This window comes from Thioclava litoralis, from assembly GCF_045278885.1.
Taxonomy (GTDB): domain Bacteria; phylum Pseudomonadota; class Alphaproteobacteria; order Rhodobacterales; family Rhodobacteraceae; genus Thioclava; species Thioclava litoralis.
Map to the genome: position 1 here is coordinate 1559755 of NZ_CP135443.1, position 19007 is coordinate 1578761.

Consider the following 19007-nt stretch of genomic DNA (forward strand, 5'->3'; position numbering starts at 1 on the left):
CCAGTTTTGCGTCTTCGGGGCAAGAGGACGCGTGTCAGGCCGTGGCAATGGAGGGTACGGGCCAGCCCTTTTCCCGCAGATGGGTCAGCAGACGGGTTTCAAACTCCGGTCGTCCGGCATTCAGCGCCTGATCGCGCAGGAACCATGTAAGATATTTGGCGAAATTCTGCCGTTTTTGCAGCATTTCCAACGCGGCATCCAAGCCCATATGCGGCACCGACCCCGCGATATGGTGAAAGTCGATCTGCGCAAAAAGCAATGCCGGTTTACGCAGGATATAGCCGTCGAAGGCGACAGAGGAATTCTGTGTGATCACATAGGAGCAACGGCGCAGGAGTTCGGGCGTGCCCCCCTCCTGCACACGGAAATGCGGGTAGCGATTGGCCAGCGCCACCAGTGTCTGCCGCTCCAGGGGGGTGTAGTCCTCGTTCGGATGCAGCGTTGCGATCACTGGCTGTGTGACGCGCACCATCACCGTCTCGATCATCTCCAGCGGGCTCATCGACTGGAAACTGCGATGTTCGCTCAACCGTCCTTGCAGCGGCATCAGGGCGAACCCTTCGTCGGTGACGCGGGCATTGCCCAGAACACGTTCGCGCAGCGCCCGATAGAAATGCTTGGCTTCGGGGCCGTCGATCTGGCGCAGGGGAAATCTGGCATGGGCCACCGGCCATTCCCAGCGCGCGGCCTGCGCCTCGACATGCCAATAGGCGCCGGTATAGCTGCGGCGGCAGGTCAGCGCCCTGTCATGGGTCGGCTCTTCCATATGATAAAGCGCATAGCCCCGCTTTTCGGGGGCTTCGAAGCGGGCATTCAGCGTGCTTTCCTCCGCCGAGACCGTCCACCCCACTGATTCCATCGCGCCGGTGACACGCTGGAAAAAATTGTGCTGCCCCGCTTTCAGGCGGGCAAGGGCAGGGGGATCAAGGTAAAGTGTAAGATGCGGCTGGCTCATTTCGGCAGCTTTCCACCGCTTATCCGTTTCGGCAAGAGCGAAGGCAGGGTTGCAAGCGGAATCCTGCGCCTACATATCAGGGTCAAACGGAGGTCTATATGTCGGAAGATAAATTCCCGGGCTGGCACGGCACCACGATTATCGGTGTGCGTAAAGGCGGTAAGGTTGTGGTGGCAGGTGACGGGCAGGTCAGCCTTGGCCAGACAGTGATCAAGGGCACGGCGCGCAAGGTGCGCAGGCTCAGCCCCGGTGGGCATGATGTGGTGGCGGGCTTTGCGGGCTCTACCGCCGATGCGTTCACCCTGCTCGAGCGGCTGGAGATCAAGCTGGAGGCGGCCCCCGGTCAGCTGGCGCGCGCCTGTGTCGAACTCGCCAAGGACTGGCGCACGGATAAATATCTGAAGAACCTCGAGGCCATGTTGATCGTGACCGACGGCACCGATCTGTTTGTCATCACGGGCGCGGGCGATGTGCTTGAGCCCGAACATGACATTGCGGCCATCGGGTCGGGCGGGAACTATGCGCTGGCGGCGGCCCGCGGCTTGATCGAGACCGATCTGGATGCCGAAACAGTGGCGCGTCGTGCAATGGCGATTGCCGCCGATATCTGCGTCTATACCAATGGCAATGTGACGGTGGAAACGATTGGCTGATCTGACACAGGCCGATCTGCGCGCGGCTGTTGCTGCGGGCCATCTGACCGAGGCACAGGCGGCCTCGGTGCAGGCGCTGGCGGCGGCACGGGCCAGCCACCGCGCCGCCGAAGACGAGCCTTTCGAGCTGTTTCGCGGTTTTGCCGAGATTTTCGTCACGGTGGGCTTGGGCATCCTGATTGCGGGGGCCTTCGGGCTGACCCTGACCGCAGGGGTGCTGTTGCCCGACCCGCAGACGGTCTTCGCCACGGGCGTGGTGGCCATCTATGCCGTCTGGGCGGTGATCGCCTGGTGTCTGGCGGAGTATTTTACCCGCAGACGGCGGATGGTGCTGCCCTCGATCCTCTTGGTGCTGACCTATGGGGCTTCGGTGATGCCGCCGATGATCTGGGCTTTGGGCCATGTCTATGACCTGCAATCCAGCCCTAAAGCGGTGGTTCTGACATTGGCGGTGCTGATGGCGGGGGCACTGGTTGCGTGGTATTGCCGCTTCCGGTTGCCCTTCACGATGGTGCTGATCGCGCTTTGCGGGCTGGCGGGGTGCTTTGTGATCTTCGGCTCGACCAATGACCTGTTCACGGCGCCCTTCACCAGCTTCAACGAGACGATGGATCTGCGCAATTCGACCCTTGCTCTGGGCACGCTGATCTTCGGGCTGGTGGCCTTTGCAGGGGGGATGTGGTTTGACACGCGCGACCCCTATCGTATGGGGCGGGCCTCGGCCAGCGGGTTCTGGCTGCATCTATGTGCCGCCCCTGCGCTGGTCAATACCTTGGCGATGACCTTTATCGGTATGGGGCCGGGTCTGGGCTACGCGCTTCTGGGCCTGTCTTTGGGGTTGATCGCCATGCTGGCGCTGGTCATCGACCGTCGTTCTTTCCTGACCGTGGGCATCGGCTATCTGATCTTTCTGGTCAGCTGGCTGACCGATGCCGAAACCCCGACCCGTAGCTGGTTCGAGGTCTCTGCCACGGTTCTCTTCTTCACCGGCATTGTGCTGACCGCGCTTGGCGCGTTCTGGACGGACCTGCGCATCGCGCTGATGCGCGCCTTGCCCGACTTCCCCGGAAAAGCGCATCTGCCGCCCTATAAAACGGAGTAATCCATGACCAATCTCACCCCGCGTGAAATCGTATCCGAGCTTGACCGCTTTATCATCGGCCAGTCCGAGGCCAAGAAGGCCGTGGCCGTGGCGCTGCGCAACCGCTGGCGTCGCCAGAAGCTGTCCGATGACCTGAAAGACGAGGTCTATCCCAAGAATATCCTGATGATTGGTCCGACCGGCGTCGGTAAAACGGAAATCTCGCGCCGTCTGGCAAAGCTGGCGAAGGCACCGTTTCTGAAGGTCGAGGCCACCAAGTTCACCGAAGTGGGCTATGTGGGCCGCGATGTGGAACAGATCATCCGCGACCTGACCGATGTGGCCTTGGTCGAGACCCGCGAGCATATGCGCGAAGAGGTCAAGGCCCGCGCGCATAGTGCTGCCGAAGAGCGCGTGATCGAGGCGATTGCCGGAGCGGATGCCCGCGAGTCGACCCGCGAGATGTTCCGCAAGAAGCTGCGCGACGGGATGCTGGATGACAAGGAGATCGAGATCGAGGTCTCCGATCCCACCGGCGGTATGCCGATTGGCATGATGGGTGGCCAGCCCGGCATGGAGCAACAGATGCAGGGGCTGCAGGATCTGTTCAAGGCCTTCGGTTCGGGCCGCAAGCAGCGCCGCAAGGTGACCGTGAAGGAAAGCTATGACCTTCTGATCGCCGAAGAGGCCGACAAACTTCTGGATGATGAAAAGGTCAAGGCGGCGGCTCTGGAGGCCGTGCAGCATGGCGGGATCGTCTTTATCGACGAGATCGACAAGGTCTGTGCGCGGCAGGAGACCCGTGGCGGCGATGTCTCGCGCGAGGGGGTGCAGCGCGACCTGCTGCCGCTGATCGAGGGCACGACCGTGTCGACCAAGCATGGTCCGGTGAAAACCGACCATATCCTGTTCATCGCCTCGGGGGCCTTCCATATTGCCAAGCCGTCGGACCTTTTGCCCGAGCTTCAGGGCCGTCTGCCGATCCGCGTGGAACTGCGCGCGCTGACCGAGGCCGATTTCATGCGTATCCTGACGGAAACCGATAACGCCCTGACCCGCCAGTATACCGCGCTGATGGGCACCGAAGAGGTGGTGGTGGAGTTTACCGAAGACGGAATTGCCGCACTGGCCCGCATTGCCGCCGAGGTAAACGCCACCGTCGAGAATATCGGCGCGCGCCGTTTGTATACCGTGATGGAACGGGTCTTCGAGGAGCTGTCCTTCACCGCGCCCGATCGTGGCGGCGAAACGGTGAAAATCGATGCGGCCTTTGTCGAGAAAGAGGTGGGGGCCTTGGCAAAATCCTCGGATCTCAGCCGGTATGTTCTGTAACATATGCACAAAATGCGGGCGCGAAGCAGGGTTTCGCGCCCCTTTTTATGCCCCGTTTGCGCGAGGGGCGCGGGGACAGGGGCAAATCTTATTGGTGCGTTAACTATTTTTGCCGACCCTTTCGGTCAGGCCCCGCAAGGGAGGCCGGAAATCGAGGGGAGAGCGCATGGGACTCCAACGATGGATGGTTGCCATTGGTTTGGCGCTGGGGATGGTGCCCCTTTCGGCGCAGGCGCGCTGTGATCTGGCTCTGGTGCTGGCGCTTGATATTTCCGCCTCGATCGACAGCCATGAATATGCGTTGCAAAAACAGGGTATGGCACGGGCTTTGGCCGATCCTCGGGTGGTGGCCGCCATTGAGGAACGGGGCGGTATCTGGCTGACTGCCTTTGAATGGAGCGGCACCGACCAGACTTTTGAAACGCTGCCGTGGGTTTTTGTGGACGGGCGCGCGACCATTCTGGGCGCTGCCGAGCGGATCGGGGCAGGGGAAAGACCTGTCAGCAACTATCCCACCGCTTTGGGCTATGCGCTCGGTCAGGCCGTGATCACCTTGAGGCGCGCGCCCGAGACATGCGTCCGGCAGATTATCGACATCGCGGGCGATGGGGTCAATAACGCAGGTTTTCCGCCCCGAAGCGCCTATGGCGCGACCGATATGTCGGGGATTACGGTGAATGCGCTGGTGATCGAGGGCGAGCAGCCCTCGCCCATCCCCTATTTCGAAGCGCAGGTGCTGCATGGCCCGAACGCTTTTCTGGAGATTGCCGCAAGCTATCAGGACTATCAGCAGGCAATGACGCGAAAATTGCTGCGGGAAATCCGGCCTGCCTCTTTTGTGATGCTGGCGCCCGAAACGATGCTGTCTCTGGACGCATGGGAGGCTGCTGCGCGACTGCCGGATATGGGGCCGTTCACAGGGTGGGCCAAGGGGCGCGGCGGTTAGCCACGCAGCCTGCGCAGATAGACATAATAGGCCCCTTCGCCCCCGTGGCGCTGATGCGCCTGCGAGACCTGCATCACCACGGGACCAAGCGGGGGCAGGCGCAGCCATTGCGGCACCTGATGGCGAAGCACGCCGCGACGGGTGGGAATGGGGTCCCAATCCTCGACCACCTTGCCCTTGCCGGTGATCACCAGCACCAGCCGGTGCCCGTGATCTTGGGCGCGCAGGATGAAGCGGATCAGTTCGGGATGGGCTTCGGCCTGTGTCATGCCATGCAGGTCGATCTTGGCATCGGGTACCAGCTTGCCACGGGTCATCGCCTTATGGGCCTTGTGATCCATACGCAGCGGCTGGGCCTTGAGTGTCTCGGGGATGGAATGGGGCGGCACATGCGACCATCCCGCACGCGGGGTCGCGCCCCCCAGCCGCAGCTTGCCCAGATCGGCTTTCGGCAGATCGGGTTTGGTGCGTTCGGGCAGGGGGGGCTGAACGGGAGAAGACGGTTTGGCAGGGGGCGTGTCATCGGGTGGCATGGAAACCGGTTCGGAGGGGCGGCCGTGAAAAAGCCGCGTGGTGCGTGCCACACGGTTCCAAAGCTCGCGCTCTTCCTCGGTCAGTTTGCGTTTGCGCCCCATCACCGGCCCCGTGCTTCTGGCCGTAGCCCCATGCAAAACGCCGCCCTTCCGGCGGCGCATCGCGTATATATGGTCGCGGGGGCCACCTTAGCCGCCCGTCGCCACAAGCTGCCAGTTCGGATCGGAGGCGCCCATTTTGCGGGCGAAGGTCCAGATGTCACGCTGTTTGCGCGGCATGCGCGGATCGCCCTCGACCACATTCCCCTGTGCATCGCGCGAAACCGAGACCAGCTCGCCCACGAAACGCACGGTCAGTTCGGCATCATTGCTGCCATCGATCGTGGCGGCATCAAGGGTCATCTCGCGCAGGCCCATGAATTCGGCCTCGACGGTCAGGCCACGGGCTTTGCGATCCGCGATGGCGGCGGAGAAAGCGTCATAGACCTGTGCCGAGAGGAAGGGTCTGACCTCGTCCAGATCGCCCTTTTCGAAGGCCATGAGAATCATCTCGTAGGCGGAACGTGCGCCCTTGAGGAAGCCGCCCACCTCGAAGCTGGGTTCGAGACGTTTCATCGCCGCCAAGGCGCTGGCCGAGGAGGAGCCTTCCGGCACATGGTCGATGATATCGTGATCGGGTCCGCCATCGATAACCGTGAATTTCTGGGGATCGGCCTCCGGCTCTGCGGTGGGCGACTGTGGCGGACGTTCGAAGCCGTCTCGGGTTCCAAGGACGCTTTTGAGCCGCAAGATCAAGAAGATCGCAACGGCGGCAAGAAGGATAAGCTGGATGATTGTGTTGTTCATCTGGGTCCCTTGGGCGAACGGCTTTTGGTGGGCGACTTGGTATTTCGCTCCTGCGCACATATGTATGACACGAGGTCGTTCAAGTCCATGCCGTGATCAAAGCGGCAGATCAGGGATTTGGCGTGCGATATTATAGACTGGATCAAGGACTAACCCATGTGGATCTTTCTGGCCTTTCTGCTGGTTCCGATTATCGAAATCGGCCTGTTCATTCAGGTCGGCGGGCTGATCGGGCTGTGGCCGACGCTTGCGATTGTGGTGCTGACGGCGATTATCGGCACCTCTCTGGTGCGCTCGCAGGGGGCGCAGGCGATGGCCGAGCTGCGGCGGTCGATGGCCGAGCTGAATGATCCCTCACGCCCGCTGGCGCATGGGGCGCTGATCCTGCTGGCGGGGGCGCTTTTGCTGACGCCGGGGTTTTTCACCGATACCTGCGGTCTTCTGCTGCTGATCCCCGCCGTGCGCGACTGGGTCACGGGGCAGATTGCCAAGCGTGTCAGGGTGCAGGGCTTCCAGATGGGCGGGGCGGCGTCGCAGGGCTTTGACGACCCTGCGGGCTATGACAGCCGTAATCGGGGTATGGGCCGCAGTCCGGCAAACGGTCCGGGCGTGATCGACGGCGAATTTGAGGAAATTGATACGGAAAACCCGCCCCGTCCGGGCAATTCCGGCTGGACGCGGCATTGAAGAGAGCGGCACGCCAGTGCTAGACATTTCGTCAAAGTGATTTGGAGAACAAGATGACCGAAGAAACCAATGGCGCGACCGCTCCGGGCGCTGATGAGGGCCAGCAGGCATTGAAGATGCAGATCCTTGCGCAATTCGTGCGGGATATGTCCTTCGAGAATATGGTTGCGCAGAAAGGTCTGACCTCTGCGGATGTGCAGCCCGAAATGCAGGTGCAGGTCAGCCTTGATGCCAAGAAGCGTCAGGCGGATAACCAGTATGAGGTGATCTGCAAGTTCAAGGTGACCTCGAACAACAAGGCCACCAACACCGCGCTTTACCTGCTGGAGCTTGAATATGGCGGGATTTTCCACATCGAGGGCGTGCCCGCCGACCAGCTGCATCCCTTCCTGCTGATCGAATGCCCGCGCCAGCTGTTCCCCTTTGTGCGCCGGATCGTGTCGGATGTCACCCGCGATGGCGGCTTCCCGCCCTTCAATCTGGAAATGGTCGATTTCGTGCAGCTCTACCGTGCCGAGCTGGCGCGCCGCGCCGAAGTGCAGGCGGCCTCGGGCGAGGTGGCGAACTAAGCGTTCGGACCAATGTCGCGTTCGGGCAGGGGGCGCGTGCTGGTACAACGCCCCCCTGTGACGATCTGCCCCCGTGACAAATGACGCCGCTGCAAGCAAATCTTGCGGCGGCGTTCGCTATGGAGGTGTGTGCGATGACCGATCTTATTCCGGCCTGGATTGGCGAAGAGCTGACCCCAGTCGATAAGCTCGATGCACATCGTCTGGGGCTGCGTCACAAGGCCGTGTCGGTATTCGTCATGGCGGGCCGTGATGTGCTGATCCAGAAGCGGGCCGAAGGGAAATACCATTCGGCGGGGCTTTGGGCCAATAGCTGCTGCACCCATCCGCATTGGGACGAGGCGCAGCATGACTGCGCGATCCGCCGGATGCGCGAGGAGTTGGGCATTACGGGGCTGTATCCCAGCCATGCCGACCGTCTGGAATACCGTGCCGATGTGGGCAATGGCCTGATCGAGCACGAGGTCGTGGACGTGTTTCTGGCCGATGCGCCGCGCGATCTGGCGCTTGCCCCCGATCCCGGGGAAGTGGCGCAGGTGAAATGGGTCGATCTGCATGATCTGGCCGCCGAGGTGACCCGCCATCCGGAACGGTTCTCGCGCTGGCTTTCGATCTATATGACAGGGCATAAGGACCGGATTTTCAAAAGTTTGGGATGATCTGTGTGCCAAGTGGATCACTTTTGACGATCTCGGCAAGTTTCCCCCAAAATTGTGTCGGCTGCACTGGAAAAAACCGCCAATAGCTGCAACTGTTTCCGAAAATAATGCGGATTGGGGGCAATCAGGTGCGCAGCAGGAAAATTGGTCTGGCAGGGATAGTGCTTTCCGTTTGGGGAAGTGCGGCATTTGCGCAGGACATGGCACAGTTTCAGGTTTCCGGTGGGGACAAGGACCTGACCGAAACGCTGAAAAGCGCGTCTTTGGTGGTCAGTGCCGAGGCCAAGACCGGAGAGGATGCGCCCGATGCGCAGGATCTTTTCGGCTCTGCCCGTGCCGATTACGCCCGTCTTCTGGGCGCGCTTTACGACGAGGGCTATTATGCCCCTTCGATCTCCATTCTGGTGAATGGCAAAGAAGCCGCAAGTATCGCCCCGCTTGACGCACCCGCGACGATTTCATCGATCCAGATCACGGTCGATCCTGGCCCGAAATTCACCTTTTCGCAGGCGCAGGTGGCGCCTTTGGCCCCAAAAACCGAGTTGCCCGATGGCTTCAGGGCGGGGCAGACCGCGCGCACCAGTGTCATCCGCTCGGCGGCGCAGACGGCGGTGGATGGCTGGGAGGCTGCGGGCCATGCCAAGGCCGATGTGGCCAGCCAGAAGATCACCGCCGATCATCGCAACGAGACGCTGGCCACCGATATCCGGCTTGATCCCGGCCCGAAAGTGACCTTCGGGGACCTCACCATTTCGGGCTATAAGCGTATGCGCGAAGAACGGATTCGCGCCATTGCAGGCTTCCCCAAGGGGCAGGTGTTCGACCCTGACGAACTGGAACTGGTGCGCACCCGCCTGCGCCGTGCCAGCGTGTTCAGCTCGATCACCATGACCGAGGCCGACAAGCTGAATGCCGATGATTCCCTTGATTATACGCTGGGCGTGGTCGAGGAAAAACGCCGCCGTCTGGGCGCAGGGGTCGAATACCAGACGGTCGATGGTCTGACGCTCTCGGGCTATTGGCTGCACCGTAACCTTTTTGGCGGGGCGGAGAGGCTGCGCGTGGATGCCGAAGTGTCGGGGATTGGCGGCTCGGATGGCGGGGCCGATTACAGTCTTGGCGTGCGCATGGACCGTCCGGCCACCTTCTCGGCGGATACCTCTGCCTATGCCGAAACCACGCTGGCGCGGGAATCGACCGACGATTACGACGAGAATTCCTTCGAGATCGGCGGCGGTCTGACGCATTATTTCAACGAGCAGATCACCGGCGAACTGGGCTTGGCCTATCGCTGGTCGATGGTGACGGATGATGTGGGCGATACCTATTTCAGCGAGATCGCTGCTCCGGGCACGCTGACGCTGGACAAACGCAACAGCGAGACCGATGCGACCAAAGGGTATTATGCCAAGATCGGCCTGCGGCCTTTCGTGGGGCTGAACAGTGCGACCGGCACGGGGATCCAGACCACGGGCGATCTGCGCGGGTATTTCGGCTTTGGTGCGGATGACCGTTTCGTGCTGGCAGGGCGGGCGCAATACGGGGCGGTGCTTGGCGCGTCTCTTGCGGAAACACCGCGGGATTATCTTTTCTATTCCGGCGGCGGTGGCACCGTGCGCGGTCAGCCTTACCAGTCGCTTGGCGTCGAAAAGCTGGAAAACGGCACGCTCAAGACCGGCGGCACCGAATTCATGGGCTTCTCGGGGGAATTCCGCGCGGGCATCACCGAGAGTATCGGCGCGGTGGCATTTTATGACATGGGCTGGGTCGGGGATGATGGCACCGGCGACTGGCAATCGGGCGCGGGGATCGGCCTGCGTTACAAAACCGGTATCGGCCCGATCCGTCTGGATGTCGCGGCACCGGTGGATGGCGATACAGGCGAAGGCGTGCAGCTTTACGTCGGATTGGGGCAGGCATTCTGATGAAGACGAAACTCGCAATCGCATTTTTGGCGCTATGGCCCATGCTGGGCTTCGCTCAGGAAACCACAACGACCCAGACCGAGGATGGTACCACCGTCCAGACCACCGGTACCGATACGGCGGCCAGCGACGAATCCAAGCGCGACCGGTCCTATCTGACCGGTCTGATCGAGGACAAGCTGTCCGGCGAGGGGCGCACCATCCGTCTTGACGGGTTCAAGGGCGCGCTGTCCTCGCGGGCGACCTTTGACAGCCTGACGATTTCGGATGATCAGGGGCCGTGGCTGGTGATCCGCAATGCGGGCCTGTCCTGGAACCGCTCCGCAATTTTGCGCGGCAATATCGACATCAAGGAGCTTTCGGCCAGCTCGATCGAACTGACCCGCCTTCCTGCCGCGCAGGAAGGGGTGGAAGTGCCCGACGCCGAGGCCAAACCCTTCTCGCTGCCCGAGTTGCCCCTGTCGCTCAATGTCGACAAGCTGGATGTGGGCGAGGTGAAGCTGGGCGAGTCCATTCTGGGGGAGCCGCTGACTTTCAAGGTGAACGGGTCGCTGAAACTGGCCGGAGGCAGTGGTGATGCCAAGCTGACCATTGACCGCACCGATCAGGTGCAGGGACAGTTCTCGCTGAACGGCTCTTATGCCAATGACACCCAGACCCTGTCGCTGGACCTGCTGACGCAGGAAGGTCAGGGCGGGCTGGTCTCGAAGAAACTGGGCCTTCCGGGGGCCCCTGCCGTGACGCTGGCTGTCTCGGGTGATGGGCCGCTGAGCGATTTCTTGGCCGATATGGCATTGTCGACCGATGGCCAGCAGCGCCTGACGGGGAAGGTGATCCTTGGCCAGACCAAAGGCGAGGATGGCACCGACAAGACCTTCAAGGCCACGCTTGCGGGGGATATTACCCCGATGCTGGAGCCCGCCTATCACGACTTTTTCGGCAAGAATATCGCGCTGGAAGTGGACGGGGTGTCCAAGGCGAAGGGCGGCACCGATATCAACCGGCTGTCGCTGGATGCGCAGGCGGTGGATGTGAAAGGGTCGATGTCGCTGGCCGCAAGCGGTCTGCCCGAACGGTTCGATCTGGATATGAATGTGGGGCTGGAGACCGGCGAGCCGGTCGTGCTGCCGGTGACGGGGGCCGATACCACATTGCAGGATGCCTCGCTGAAGCTCAGCTATGACGCGGCGGCGGGCGATAACTGGACCCTGACCGGTCTGGTCGATGCGCTCAAAAGCCCCACACTGTCGCTTGAGAAGGTCAATCTGGACGGGACGGGCACCATTACGCAAGATCCCGACCAGCCGGCTGTGGCGGGGCATGTCAGTTTTGACACGCAGGGCATCGCGATGGGCGAGGCCGCTCTGGCCGAGGCCGTGGGGCCGACGCTGACCGGACAGACCGATTTCAACTGGGTCAAAGGCAGCCCGATCAAGCTGAGCGGTTTGCAGGTGGCTGGCCGTGATTACGCATTGCAGGGCGACGTGGCCTTTGAGGATCCGACCGGCGGCCTGACCATCACCACGGATGCGCAGGTGCGCCATGATAATCTTGCACGTCTGGCGCAGGTTTCGGGGCGCGATCTTTCGGGGTCGGTTCTGGGCACGGTCAAAGGCAGCTTTACCGTGCTGAGCGGTGCTTTTGATGCCGATGTGGATGTGACGGGTCAGGATATCGCGATCGGGCAGCCGCAGGCGGATGCCGCGCTGGCAGGGCAATCGAAGATCGTCCTATCCGCCAAACGGGATGAAAACGGCCTTGTGCTGCGCAATTTCTCGGCGGATGCGAAAGCCCTGAGTGCCAAGGCCTCGGGGGCGCTGGCCACCGGCAATGCGGATGTGACGGCGACGGCCAAGGCCAACCTGAACGTTCTCGGGGCGGGCTATGGCGGCGCGGTCGATCTGAACGCGCATTACACCGAGGGCGAAGAGGGGCGTCGTGTGGTGCTGAATGCCACCGGAAACGGCGTGGCCGTGGGCCAGCCGCAGGTGAACAAGTTCCTGCAAGGCAAGACGGTTATCGACCTGAACGCGCTGGAGAAGGACGGCGATATCTCGCTGGATACCTTCAACATCTCTAACCCCAATCTGAAAGCCACGGGGGCAGGGGCGCTGAAGGGCGGTCAGGGCGAGATCAATGTCTCTCTCGAGAGCGATCTGTCGGGTCTGGGCGCGCCCTATCGCGGCAAGATCACCGCGCAGGCGGCGGTCAGCGACGGGACAGCAGGGCGCCTGATCACGCTCAAGGCCAATGCCAAGAATGTCGCGATGGGCCAGTCGCAGGCCGACAAGCTGCTGGCGGGGGACTCTGTGCTGGATCTGGCCGTTTTGCAAAATGGCGATGATATCGAGCTACAGAAATTCACCCTGTCGAACCCGCAACTGAGTGCCGATGCCAAGGGCACGGTGACCGCAGGGGCGCGCAAGATCGACCTGAATGCACGTCTGGCCAATGCCGCTTTGCTGGCACCGGGCTTCCCCGGTCCGCTGACGGTGAAAGGCGATGTCACCGATAACGGTCAGCATTATGGTGTGAATATCAGCGCAACCGGACCGGGCAATACCAATGCGACAGTGTCGGGGACGCTGGCTTCGGATTTCAAAACGGCCAATCTGGCAGTGAAAGGGGCGACGCAATCGGCGCTGGCCAATGCGTTCATCTCGCCGCGCTCTGTCGAGGGGCCGCTGAATTTCGACCTTGCGCTGAACGGACCGCTGGCGCTGAACGCGGTGTCGGGCAAAGTGACGGGGCAGGGGCTGCGCTTTAGCGCGCCGACCCTTTCGCTGGCGCTGGAGGCGATCAATGTGAACGCCCAGCTTGGCGGCGGTCGGGTCAATCTGACGACCAGCGCCAATTTCAGCGATGGCGGCACGGTCAAGGTGACTGGTCCGATCAGGCTCACCGCGCCTTACAGCTCGGATCTGGCGATTGCGCTGGACCGTGCGCGGCTGCGGGACCCCAATCTGTATGATACCCGTATCTCGGGCGATCTGGGGATCAACGGGGCGCTGACGGGCGGGGCGAAGATCGCCGGTAAGTTGCGCCTGTCGGACACCGAGATCCGCGTGCCTTCGACCGGACTGGGCGGGGTGGAGTCCATCCCCGATATCACCCATGTCGCCGAAAGCGCGGCCTCGCGGCAGACCCGTGCGCGGGCAGGGGTGCTGCAATCGGAGAGCGAGAGCACCTCGGGCGGGTCATCGGTGGCCTTCCCGCTGGATATCACCATTTCCGCGCCCAACCAGCTTTTCGTGCGCGGGCGCGGGCTTGATGCCGAGCTGGGCGGCCAGCTGCGGATCACCGGCACCACGGCCGATGTTGTGCCAATCGGCAGTTTCGAGCTGGTGCGCGGGCGGCTGGATGTGCTGAACCAGCGCTTTACGCTGGATCAGGGGTCGATCCAGCTTCAGGGGGAGTTTACGCCCTATATCGATTTCTCGGCCACGACGACCAAGAACGATTACGCCATCACGCTTGGTATCTCGGGGCAGGCGACCGCGCCGGATCTCAGCGTGACCTCCTCGCCGGAACTGCCGCAGGAAGAGGTGCTGGCCCAGCTTCTCTTCGGGCAGGGGCTGAGCAATATCTCGGCTTTGCAAGCGGCAGAGCTGGCATCTGCGGTGGCGACGCTGGCGGGCCGCAATGACAACGGCATCATGTCCAAGCTGCGCAATAGCACGGGGCTGGATGATCTGGATGTCGGCACCGATAGTGACGGGAATGCCACCGTGACGGCGGGCAAATATATCTCGGACAAGATCTATACCGATGTCGAGCTTGGATCGTCCGGGCAGACCGAGATCAATCTCAATCTGGATCTGACCAAGACGATCACCGCAAAAGGCACGGTCGGGTCGGATGGAGATAGCGGGCTTGGGGTGTTCCTGGAGAAAGACTACTGAGCAAGGGGCCTTCGGGCCCCTTCTTCAATCCAGCGGCTTGGTGCTGCCGGTGCGTTCCTTGCGCCATTCGGCATTGAAGGCGGCCCCGAACAGAATGGCGAAGGCCGACAGGTAGAGCCATAGAAGAAGGGCGATCACGGCGCCGATAGAGCCGTAAAGCTTGGAGTAGCTTGCAAAATGCGACAGGTAGAAAGTTAGTCCGAAGCTTGCTGCTCCCCAGACGAGGGTTGCGATCACGGCCCCGAAGGTGAAGATCTTCTCGCGCGGGCGGCCCATTTTGCGCGGTCCGTAACGATAGAGGATCCCCAGCACCGTCAACATCAGCAGAAACATCGCCCCCCAAGGCAGCCATGACAGCATGAGGTTGGTCAATGCGATCAGGGCGGGAGTGTTGTGGAAGGGCAGGATGTTGAGAAAAACCGGCACGGCGACAATCGTTGCCAATGCGCCGATCATGACCGCCACCAGCGCCAAGGTCATGAAATAGGCAAAGAAGATGCTCCAGATCGTGTTGCGGGGTTTGGTGCCGTGGATGACATTCAGCCCCAGCACCAGTGCCCCGACCCCTGCCCGTGCGGAGAAAAGCGTCACGCCCAGCGAGGCGATCGTGCCCCAGCCGATGGTGGAATCGGTCGAGATCAGCCAGCTCTGGATCTGCGAATACAACAGGTTCCACGCCTGTGGCGGGATGAAATTATCGGCCACGGCCAGATAGGTCCGGATCGTATTGGCGTCGGCAAAGGCGGTCCAGATCGCGATGGTGGCCGAAACGCCGGGGAAGATGGCTAGCATCGCATAGAAGGCCACTCCGGCGGAGATCAGCCCGATATTCGTGGCCGCAAGCCGCCCTAGAAGCTGAAGGGAAAAGTTCAGCGAAACACGCAGGATATGAGCAGGTGTGACCGACACGTGATCTCCTTTTGCCAAATACCTAAGCGTGTTGGACGGTTTGGAGCAATGGGGCGCGGAAAATGTGTCGGACGGATTGCCCTTTTGGTCACGGTTTCGTATGCAAAGGGCAATCGTCAGGACCCGGGTGAGATGCCCGGGTGGCTCTTCCGGCCGCCGATCCGCCGGAGAAACCCGTTAAATACAAACCCCAAATCCGAGACGCCTGCCTGAAATTGCGGGCCGAAACGGTCAGGATATGACATGAACCTTGATGCTTATCGCAAATCATGGGTCGGCAGCTTGCGCGCAGACGTGCTGTCGGGCCTTGTTGTGGCGCTTGCGCTCATTCCCGAAGCCATCGCCTTTTCCATCATTGCCGGTGTGGACCCGAAAGTGGGGCTATATGCCAGCTTTTCCATCGCGGTGATCACCGCCATCGTGGGCGGACGTCCCGGCATGATTTCGGCCGCGACGGCCGCGACGGCCGTTCTGATGGGCAGTCTCGTGCGCGAGCATTCTCTGGACTACCTGCTGGCCGCGACCGTGCTGGCGGGGGTGATCCAGATCGTGATCGGGGTGAGCCGCGTGAGCTTCGTCATGCGCTTTGTCTCGAAATCGGTGATGACCGGTTTTGTGAACGCCCTGGCGATCCTGATTTTCATGGCGCAGCTTCCCGAAATGGACCCTGCGAGGGTGCCGATGTTCACCTTTGTCGTGATCGCGCTGGCGCTGGCCATTATCTATATCCTGCCACGCTTTACCAAGGCGGTGCCCTCGCCCTTGGTGGCCATCGTGATCCTGACGGCCTGCTCCATCGGTTTCGGTTGGGAGGTGCGCACGGTGGGGGATATGGGCAAGCTGCCCGATGCGCTGCCAAGCTTCCTGATCCCCGATGTGCCCTTCACTCTGGAGACGCTGAAGATCATCTTCCCCTATTCGCTGGGCGTGGCTGTGGTGGGGCTTTTGGAAAGCCTGATGACGCAGAACCTGATCAATGATCTCACCGATACCAAATCCTCGCGCAATCAGGAATGTGTGGGGCAGGGGATCGCCAATGGTCTGACCGGGTTTATCGGCGGTATGGCGGGCTGTGCGATGATCGGCCAGTCGATGATCAACATCAAATCCGGTGGGCGCGGGCGTCTGTCGACGCTGGTGGCGGGCGTGATGCTCTTGATCTTCTGTGTGGTGCTGGGGCCGTGGGTCAGCCAGATCCCGATGGGGGCGCTGGTGGCGATCATGATCATGGTGTCCGTCGGCACGTTCAGCTGGTCCTCGATCCGTGACTTGACGGTGCATCCCAAAACCTCGAGCGCGGTGATGCTGGCAGTGGTGGCCGTGGTGGTGGCCACCCATAACCTTGCTATCGGTGTGCTGGTGGGGGTGCTGCTGTCGGGCTGTTTCTTTGCGGCCAAGATCGCGCGCCAGTTCCATCTGACCTCCAAGCTGTCGCCCGATGGCCGCGCGCGCACCTATTATGTGCATGGGCAGCTCTTCTATGGTGCTACGGAAGATTTCATGGCAGCTTTCGATTTTCACGAAGCGCTTGATCATGTGGTGATTGATGTGACAGACGCCAAGATCTGGGATCTTTCTGCCGTCTCTGCACTGGACATGGCGGTGCTGAAATTCCGCCGTGACGGGGCGGAGGTCACGTTGATCGGTATGGACGAGATGTCGCGGCAGATGGTCGGGCGTTTGGGGCAGGCCGATAAGCCGGATGCCGAAGTCGCGGCAGGCGGGCATTAAGGAGGAGCGCATGGACAAGAAGATTATCTCTTTCGTCGACGGGTCGCATTATTCGGCCAGCGTCTGCGACTATACCGCTTGGGCGATGGCCCGTCTGGGGGTGCCTGCCGAGCTGATCCATGTGCTGGGCCGCGCGCCCGAGCAAAGCGAGGATCTGTCCGGAACGATCGCGCTGGGGGCGCGCTCGGCGCTGATGGCGCAGCTTGCCAGTATCGACGAACAACGCGCGAAGCTGGTGTCGCAGCGCGGGCGTGCAATTCTGGAAGACGCCAAGGCCCGCACGCAAGAAGTCTGCCTGCGGGATGGCTGTGCGCAGGACGTGGCGACGCAGTTGCGCAATGGGGATATTCTGGAGGCCGTCACCGAGCGCGAGGCGGATGCACGGCTGATCATCATCGGCAAGCGCGGGGATGAGGCCGATATTGCCCATGACCATCTTGGCTCCAATCTGGAGCGTGCGATCCGCTCGACCAAGGTGCCGGTGCTGGTGGCCAATCGGGCTTTCGCACCGGTGGAGCGTGTGGCGATTGCGTATGATGGCGGGGTTTCGGCCAAGCGTGCGATGGCGGTGCTGGCCCAGTCACCGATTTTCACCGATCTGGATCTGCAGGTGGTGTCTGTCGGAGACAATGCTCGGTCCCGTGCCGAAGAGGGCTGCCAGCTTCTGGCACAATCGGGGTTGCAGCCGCGTGCGGTCGGACTGTCGGGTGAGCCGGAAAAAGCACTGGGCTCGCATATCGATGCGGATGGTATCGACCTGATCGTGATGGGGGCTTACGGCCATTCGCGGATCCGGTCCTTCATTATCGGCTCGACCACCACGGCCCTGATCCGCGCCTGCAAGGTTCCGGTGCTTTTGATGCGCTAGGACCGGACCCTTTGGTGGATCAGACGAAAAAAACAGGCGTCGCACGGAACGGTGCGGCGCCTGTTTCGTTGTCTGTGTGAAACATGGAAAGGACCGCGCGGCGCTGCATTTAAGGTGCCCGGTCCGCAATCAGAGGAGACCGATCTCATGGACAATGTGCTTCAAGTCAAACCGAAAGCCGAAGCCGTCAACACCGGTGTCGAGGGGAAGAAAGCTGTCGCCAAGGCGGTCAATCAGGTCGCAGCGGATGTGTATAAGCTGGCGATCAAGACGCAGTTCTACCATTGGAACGTGGAAGGCCCGCTGTTCCGCCCGCTGCATCTGCTGACCGAAGAGCAATATGGCATCATGTTCGAAACCGCAGACGAGATTGCGGAGCGCGTGCGTGCGCTTGGCGAGCTAGCACCGATGAACCTCAAACAGCTCAATGCCTTCTCGCAGATCGAAGAGCTTGATACAAAGCCCACCGCCGAAGAGATGATCGCCGATCTGGTGAAGGATCACGAGGCGATCGCCGCCCGTATTCAGGACGTCATCGAACTGGCAGGCGAGCATAATGACCACGCCACCGATGACCTGCTGGGTGGCGTTGCGGGTCAGCATGAGAAAATGGCATGGATGCTGCGTTCGCATCTGGCCAAGTAAGAGGTCTACTCTGCAAAAAAGCCGGGCGTTTGCCCGGCTTTTTTATGCGTGAAGATCCGGTTAGAGACTGGGGCGTGATGCCGTTTTCGGGGTTTGGCTTCAGGGCTTGAGGGATGAGACGGGGGCGAAACGCGCCGTTTTGGCCGAGCAATGCGCAATGATGCGGGGAAAGGTCACGGACAGGCGGCAATGATGGTGCCGCACAGAAAAAAGCCCCGGTCTGGCCGGGGCTTTTTCTTATTTCAGGCGTTTGACGACTTCTTGCGAGAAGAGGTCGATCAGGGCGTTGTAATAAAGCGGGTCGTCAACCGTGAGGGCGGTGGCGTCCGTTCCCTCGGGCAGGGAAACCGCGATATTGGGGAAGCCGACATCAAGATCGTAATGGTCGAATTTGCCATTATCGGTGGCGGAATAGACGTTGATCTGGGCGCCGAGCTTCGAATCCGCGATATTGGCAAGAGTGTCCCATGTGCTTGCGACTTCGGCCTCGTCCAGATCCACCTTGATGCTGGAACCTGCTTTGTCAGGGTCGAAGGCGGGGCCGAGATCGGCGATGATCTGTGTCTGCAGATCTGCCGCCATTTTCGTGTAGAACGCCTGCGCGGCGGGGCCGTTCTGATCATGAATTTCGTTATTCACGGTCACGCTGGTGACCGGACCGGACGCGGCCAGAGCAGCGCCTGCCGACAGGGCCATGACACTGGTCAGAGCAAGGATGCGTTTCATCTTGTTTCTCCATCTGCGCGGGCTGCGATAAGCGCCGCTG

At 61.4% G+C, this 19007-nt stretch carries 17 protein-coding genes and 1 other annotated feature; of the genes, 12 read left to right on the forward strand and 5 right to left on the reverse strand.

Translation table 11 applies throughout. The features are described 5' to 3' along the window. Positions 1–34: 34 nt before the first annotated feature. Positions 35–955: a hypothetical protein gene (locus tag RPE78_RS07610; protein WP_406720214.1), complete on the reverse strand. Its 921-nt coding sequence runs from the start codon at positions 953–955 to the stop codon at positions 35–37. A gap of 98 nt (positions 956–1053) precedes the next feature. Here RPE78_RS07610 and hslV point away from each other — a divergent pair, with 98 nt between their 5' ends. The 4 genes from hslV to RPE78_RS07630 all read left to right on the forward strand — a co-directional run bounded on the left by hslV (position 1054) and on the right by RPE78_RS07630 (position 4967). Beyond that, the gene (hslV, locus tag RPE78_RS07615) at positions 1054–1608 is read left to right on the forward strand and encodes an ATP-dependent protease subunit HslV (protein ID WP_339108900.1); all 555 of its coding nucleotides are present in this window, start codon (positions 1054–1056) and stop codon (positions 1606–1608) included. Next, the gene (locus tag RPE78_RS07620) at positions 1601–2710 is read left to right on the forward strand and encodes a hypothetical protein (RefSeq protein WP_406720215.1); all 1110 of its coding nucleotides are present in this window, start codon (positions 1601–1603) and stop codon (positions 2708–2710) included. Before hslV ends, RPE78_RS07620 begins: the two co-directional genes overlap by 8 nt. Before the next feature lie 3 nt (positions 2711–2713). Then, entirely contained in the window at positions 2714–4021 is a 1308-nt protein-coding gene (gene hslU / locus RPE78_RS07625; protein WP_406720216.1) for an ATP-dependent protease ATPase subunit HslU, read from the forward strand. A 166-nt stretch (positions 4022–4187) separates the two neighbouring features. Next, positions 4188–4967, forward strand: a complete 780-nt coding sequence (locus RPE78_RS07630; RefSeq protein ID WP_406720217.1) for a DUF1194 domain-containing protein — start codon at positions 4188–4190, stop codon at positions 4965–4967. Here the strand turns inward: RPE78_RS07630 and RPE78_RS07635 are convergent. Continuing rightward, complete coding sequence (locus tag RPE78_RS07635) at positions 4964–5602, reverse strand: Smr/MutS family protein (protein ID WP_406720218.1); 639 nt, start codon at positions 5600–5602, stop codon at positions 4964–4966. The two genes, RPE78_RS07630 and RPE78_RS07635, sit on opposite strands and share 4 nt — an antisense overlap. Positions 5603–5689: 87 nt before the next feature. After that, a complete protein-coding gene (locus RPE78_RS07640) occupies positions 5690–6346 on the reverse strand; it encodes a Tim44/TimA family putative adaptor protein (RefSeq protein WP_339108905.1) in 657 nt (218 codons plus the stop codon). 156 nt (positions 6347–6502) lie between these two features. On the opposite strand from RPE78_RS07640, the gene RPE78_RS07645 reads away from it, so the two are divergent. From RPE78_RS07645 to RPE78_RS07665, 5 genes are all read left to right on the forward strand, one after another. Continuing rightward, positions 6503–7033: an FxsA family protein gene (locus RPE78_RS07645; RefSeq protein ID WP_339108906.1), complete on the forward strand. Its 531-nt coding sequence runs from the start codon at positions 6503–6505 to the stop codon at positions 7031–7033. A gap of 53 nt (positions 7034–7086) precedes the next feature. Continuing rightward, entirely contained in the window at positions 7087–7602 is a 516-nt protein-coding gene (secB, locus tag RPE78_RS07650; protein WP_406720219.1) for a protein-export chaperone SecB, read from the forward strand. A gap of 134 nt (positions 7603–7736) precedes the next feature. Further along, positions 7737–8261 carry an NUDIX domain-containing protein gene (locus RPE78_RS07655; protein WP_339108908.1) on the forward strand — a complete coding sequence of 175 codons (525 nt, stop codon included), beginning with the start codon at positions 7737–7739 and terminating at the stop codon, positions 8259–8261. Positions 8262–8461: 200 nt separating this feature from the next. Then, positions 8462–10186 (forward strand): autotransporter assembly complex family protein, encoded by a 1725-nt coding sequence (locus RPE78_RS07660; RefSeq protein WP_339108909.1) that lies wholly within the window; start codon positions 8462–8464, stop codon positions 10184–10186. Further along, a complete protein-coding gene (locus tag RPE78_RS07665; RefSeq protein ID WP_406720220.1) occupies positions 10186–14088 on the forward strand; it encodes a translocation/assembly module TamB domain-containing protein in 3903 nt (1300 codons plus the stop codon). Before RPE78_RS07660 ends, RPE78_RS07665 begins: the two co-directional genes overlap by 1 nt. A 24-nt stretch (positions 14089–14112) precedes the next feature. On the opposite strand, the gene RPE78_RS07670 is transcribed toward RPE78_RS07665, so the two are convergent. Further along, positions 14113–14997: a YihY/virulence factor BrkB family protein gene (locus tag RPE78_RS07670; protein WP_339108912.1), complete on the reverse strand. Its 885-nt coding sequence runs from the start codon at positions 14995–14997 to the stop codon at positions 14113–14115. Between the two features lie 116 nt (positions 14998–15113). Then, positions 15114–15171: a sequence feature (sul1 is cis-regulatory element that is thought to sense ions involved in sulfur or methionine metabolism; They are found in Alphaproteobacteria), on the forward strand. Between the two features lie 69 nt (positions 15172–15240). On the opposite strand from RPE78_RS07670, the gene RPE78_RS07675 reads away from it, so the two are divergent. From RPE78_RS07675 to RPE78_RS07685, 3 genes are all read left to right on the forward strand, one after another. Then, entirely contained in the window at positions 15241–16728 is a 1488-nt protein-coding gene (locus tag RPE78_RS07675) for a SulP family inorganic anion transporter (RefSeq protein WP_339108913.1), read from the forward strand. Between the two features lie 10 nt (positions 16729–16738). Continuing rightward, positions 16739–17596 (forward strand): universal stress protein, encoded by an 858-nt coding sequence (locus RPE78_RS07680; protein WP_339108914.1) that lies wholly within the window; start codon positions 16739–16741, stop codon positions 17594–17596. A 147-nt stretch (positions 17597–17743) separates the two neighbouring features. Further along, a complete protein-coding gene (locus RPE78_RS07685; RefSeq protein ID WP_339108915.1) occupies positions 17744–18241 on the forward strand; it encodes a DNA starvation/stationary phase protection protein in 498 nt (165 codons plus the stop codon). A gap of 237 nt (positions 18242–18478) precedes the next feature. On the opposite strand, the gene RPE78_RS07690 is transcribed toward RPE78_RS07685, so the two are convergent. Continuing rightward, entirely contained in the window at positions 18479–18967 is a 489-nt protein-coding gene (locus RPE78_RS07690; RefSeq protein WP_339108916.1) for a hypothetical protein, read from the reverse strand. Between the last annotated feature and the right edge of the window lie 40 nt (positions 18968–19007).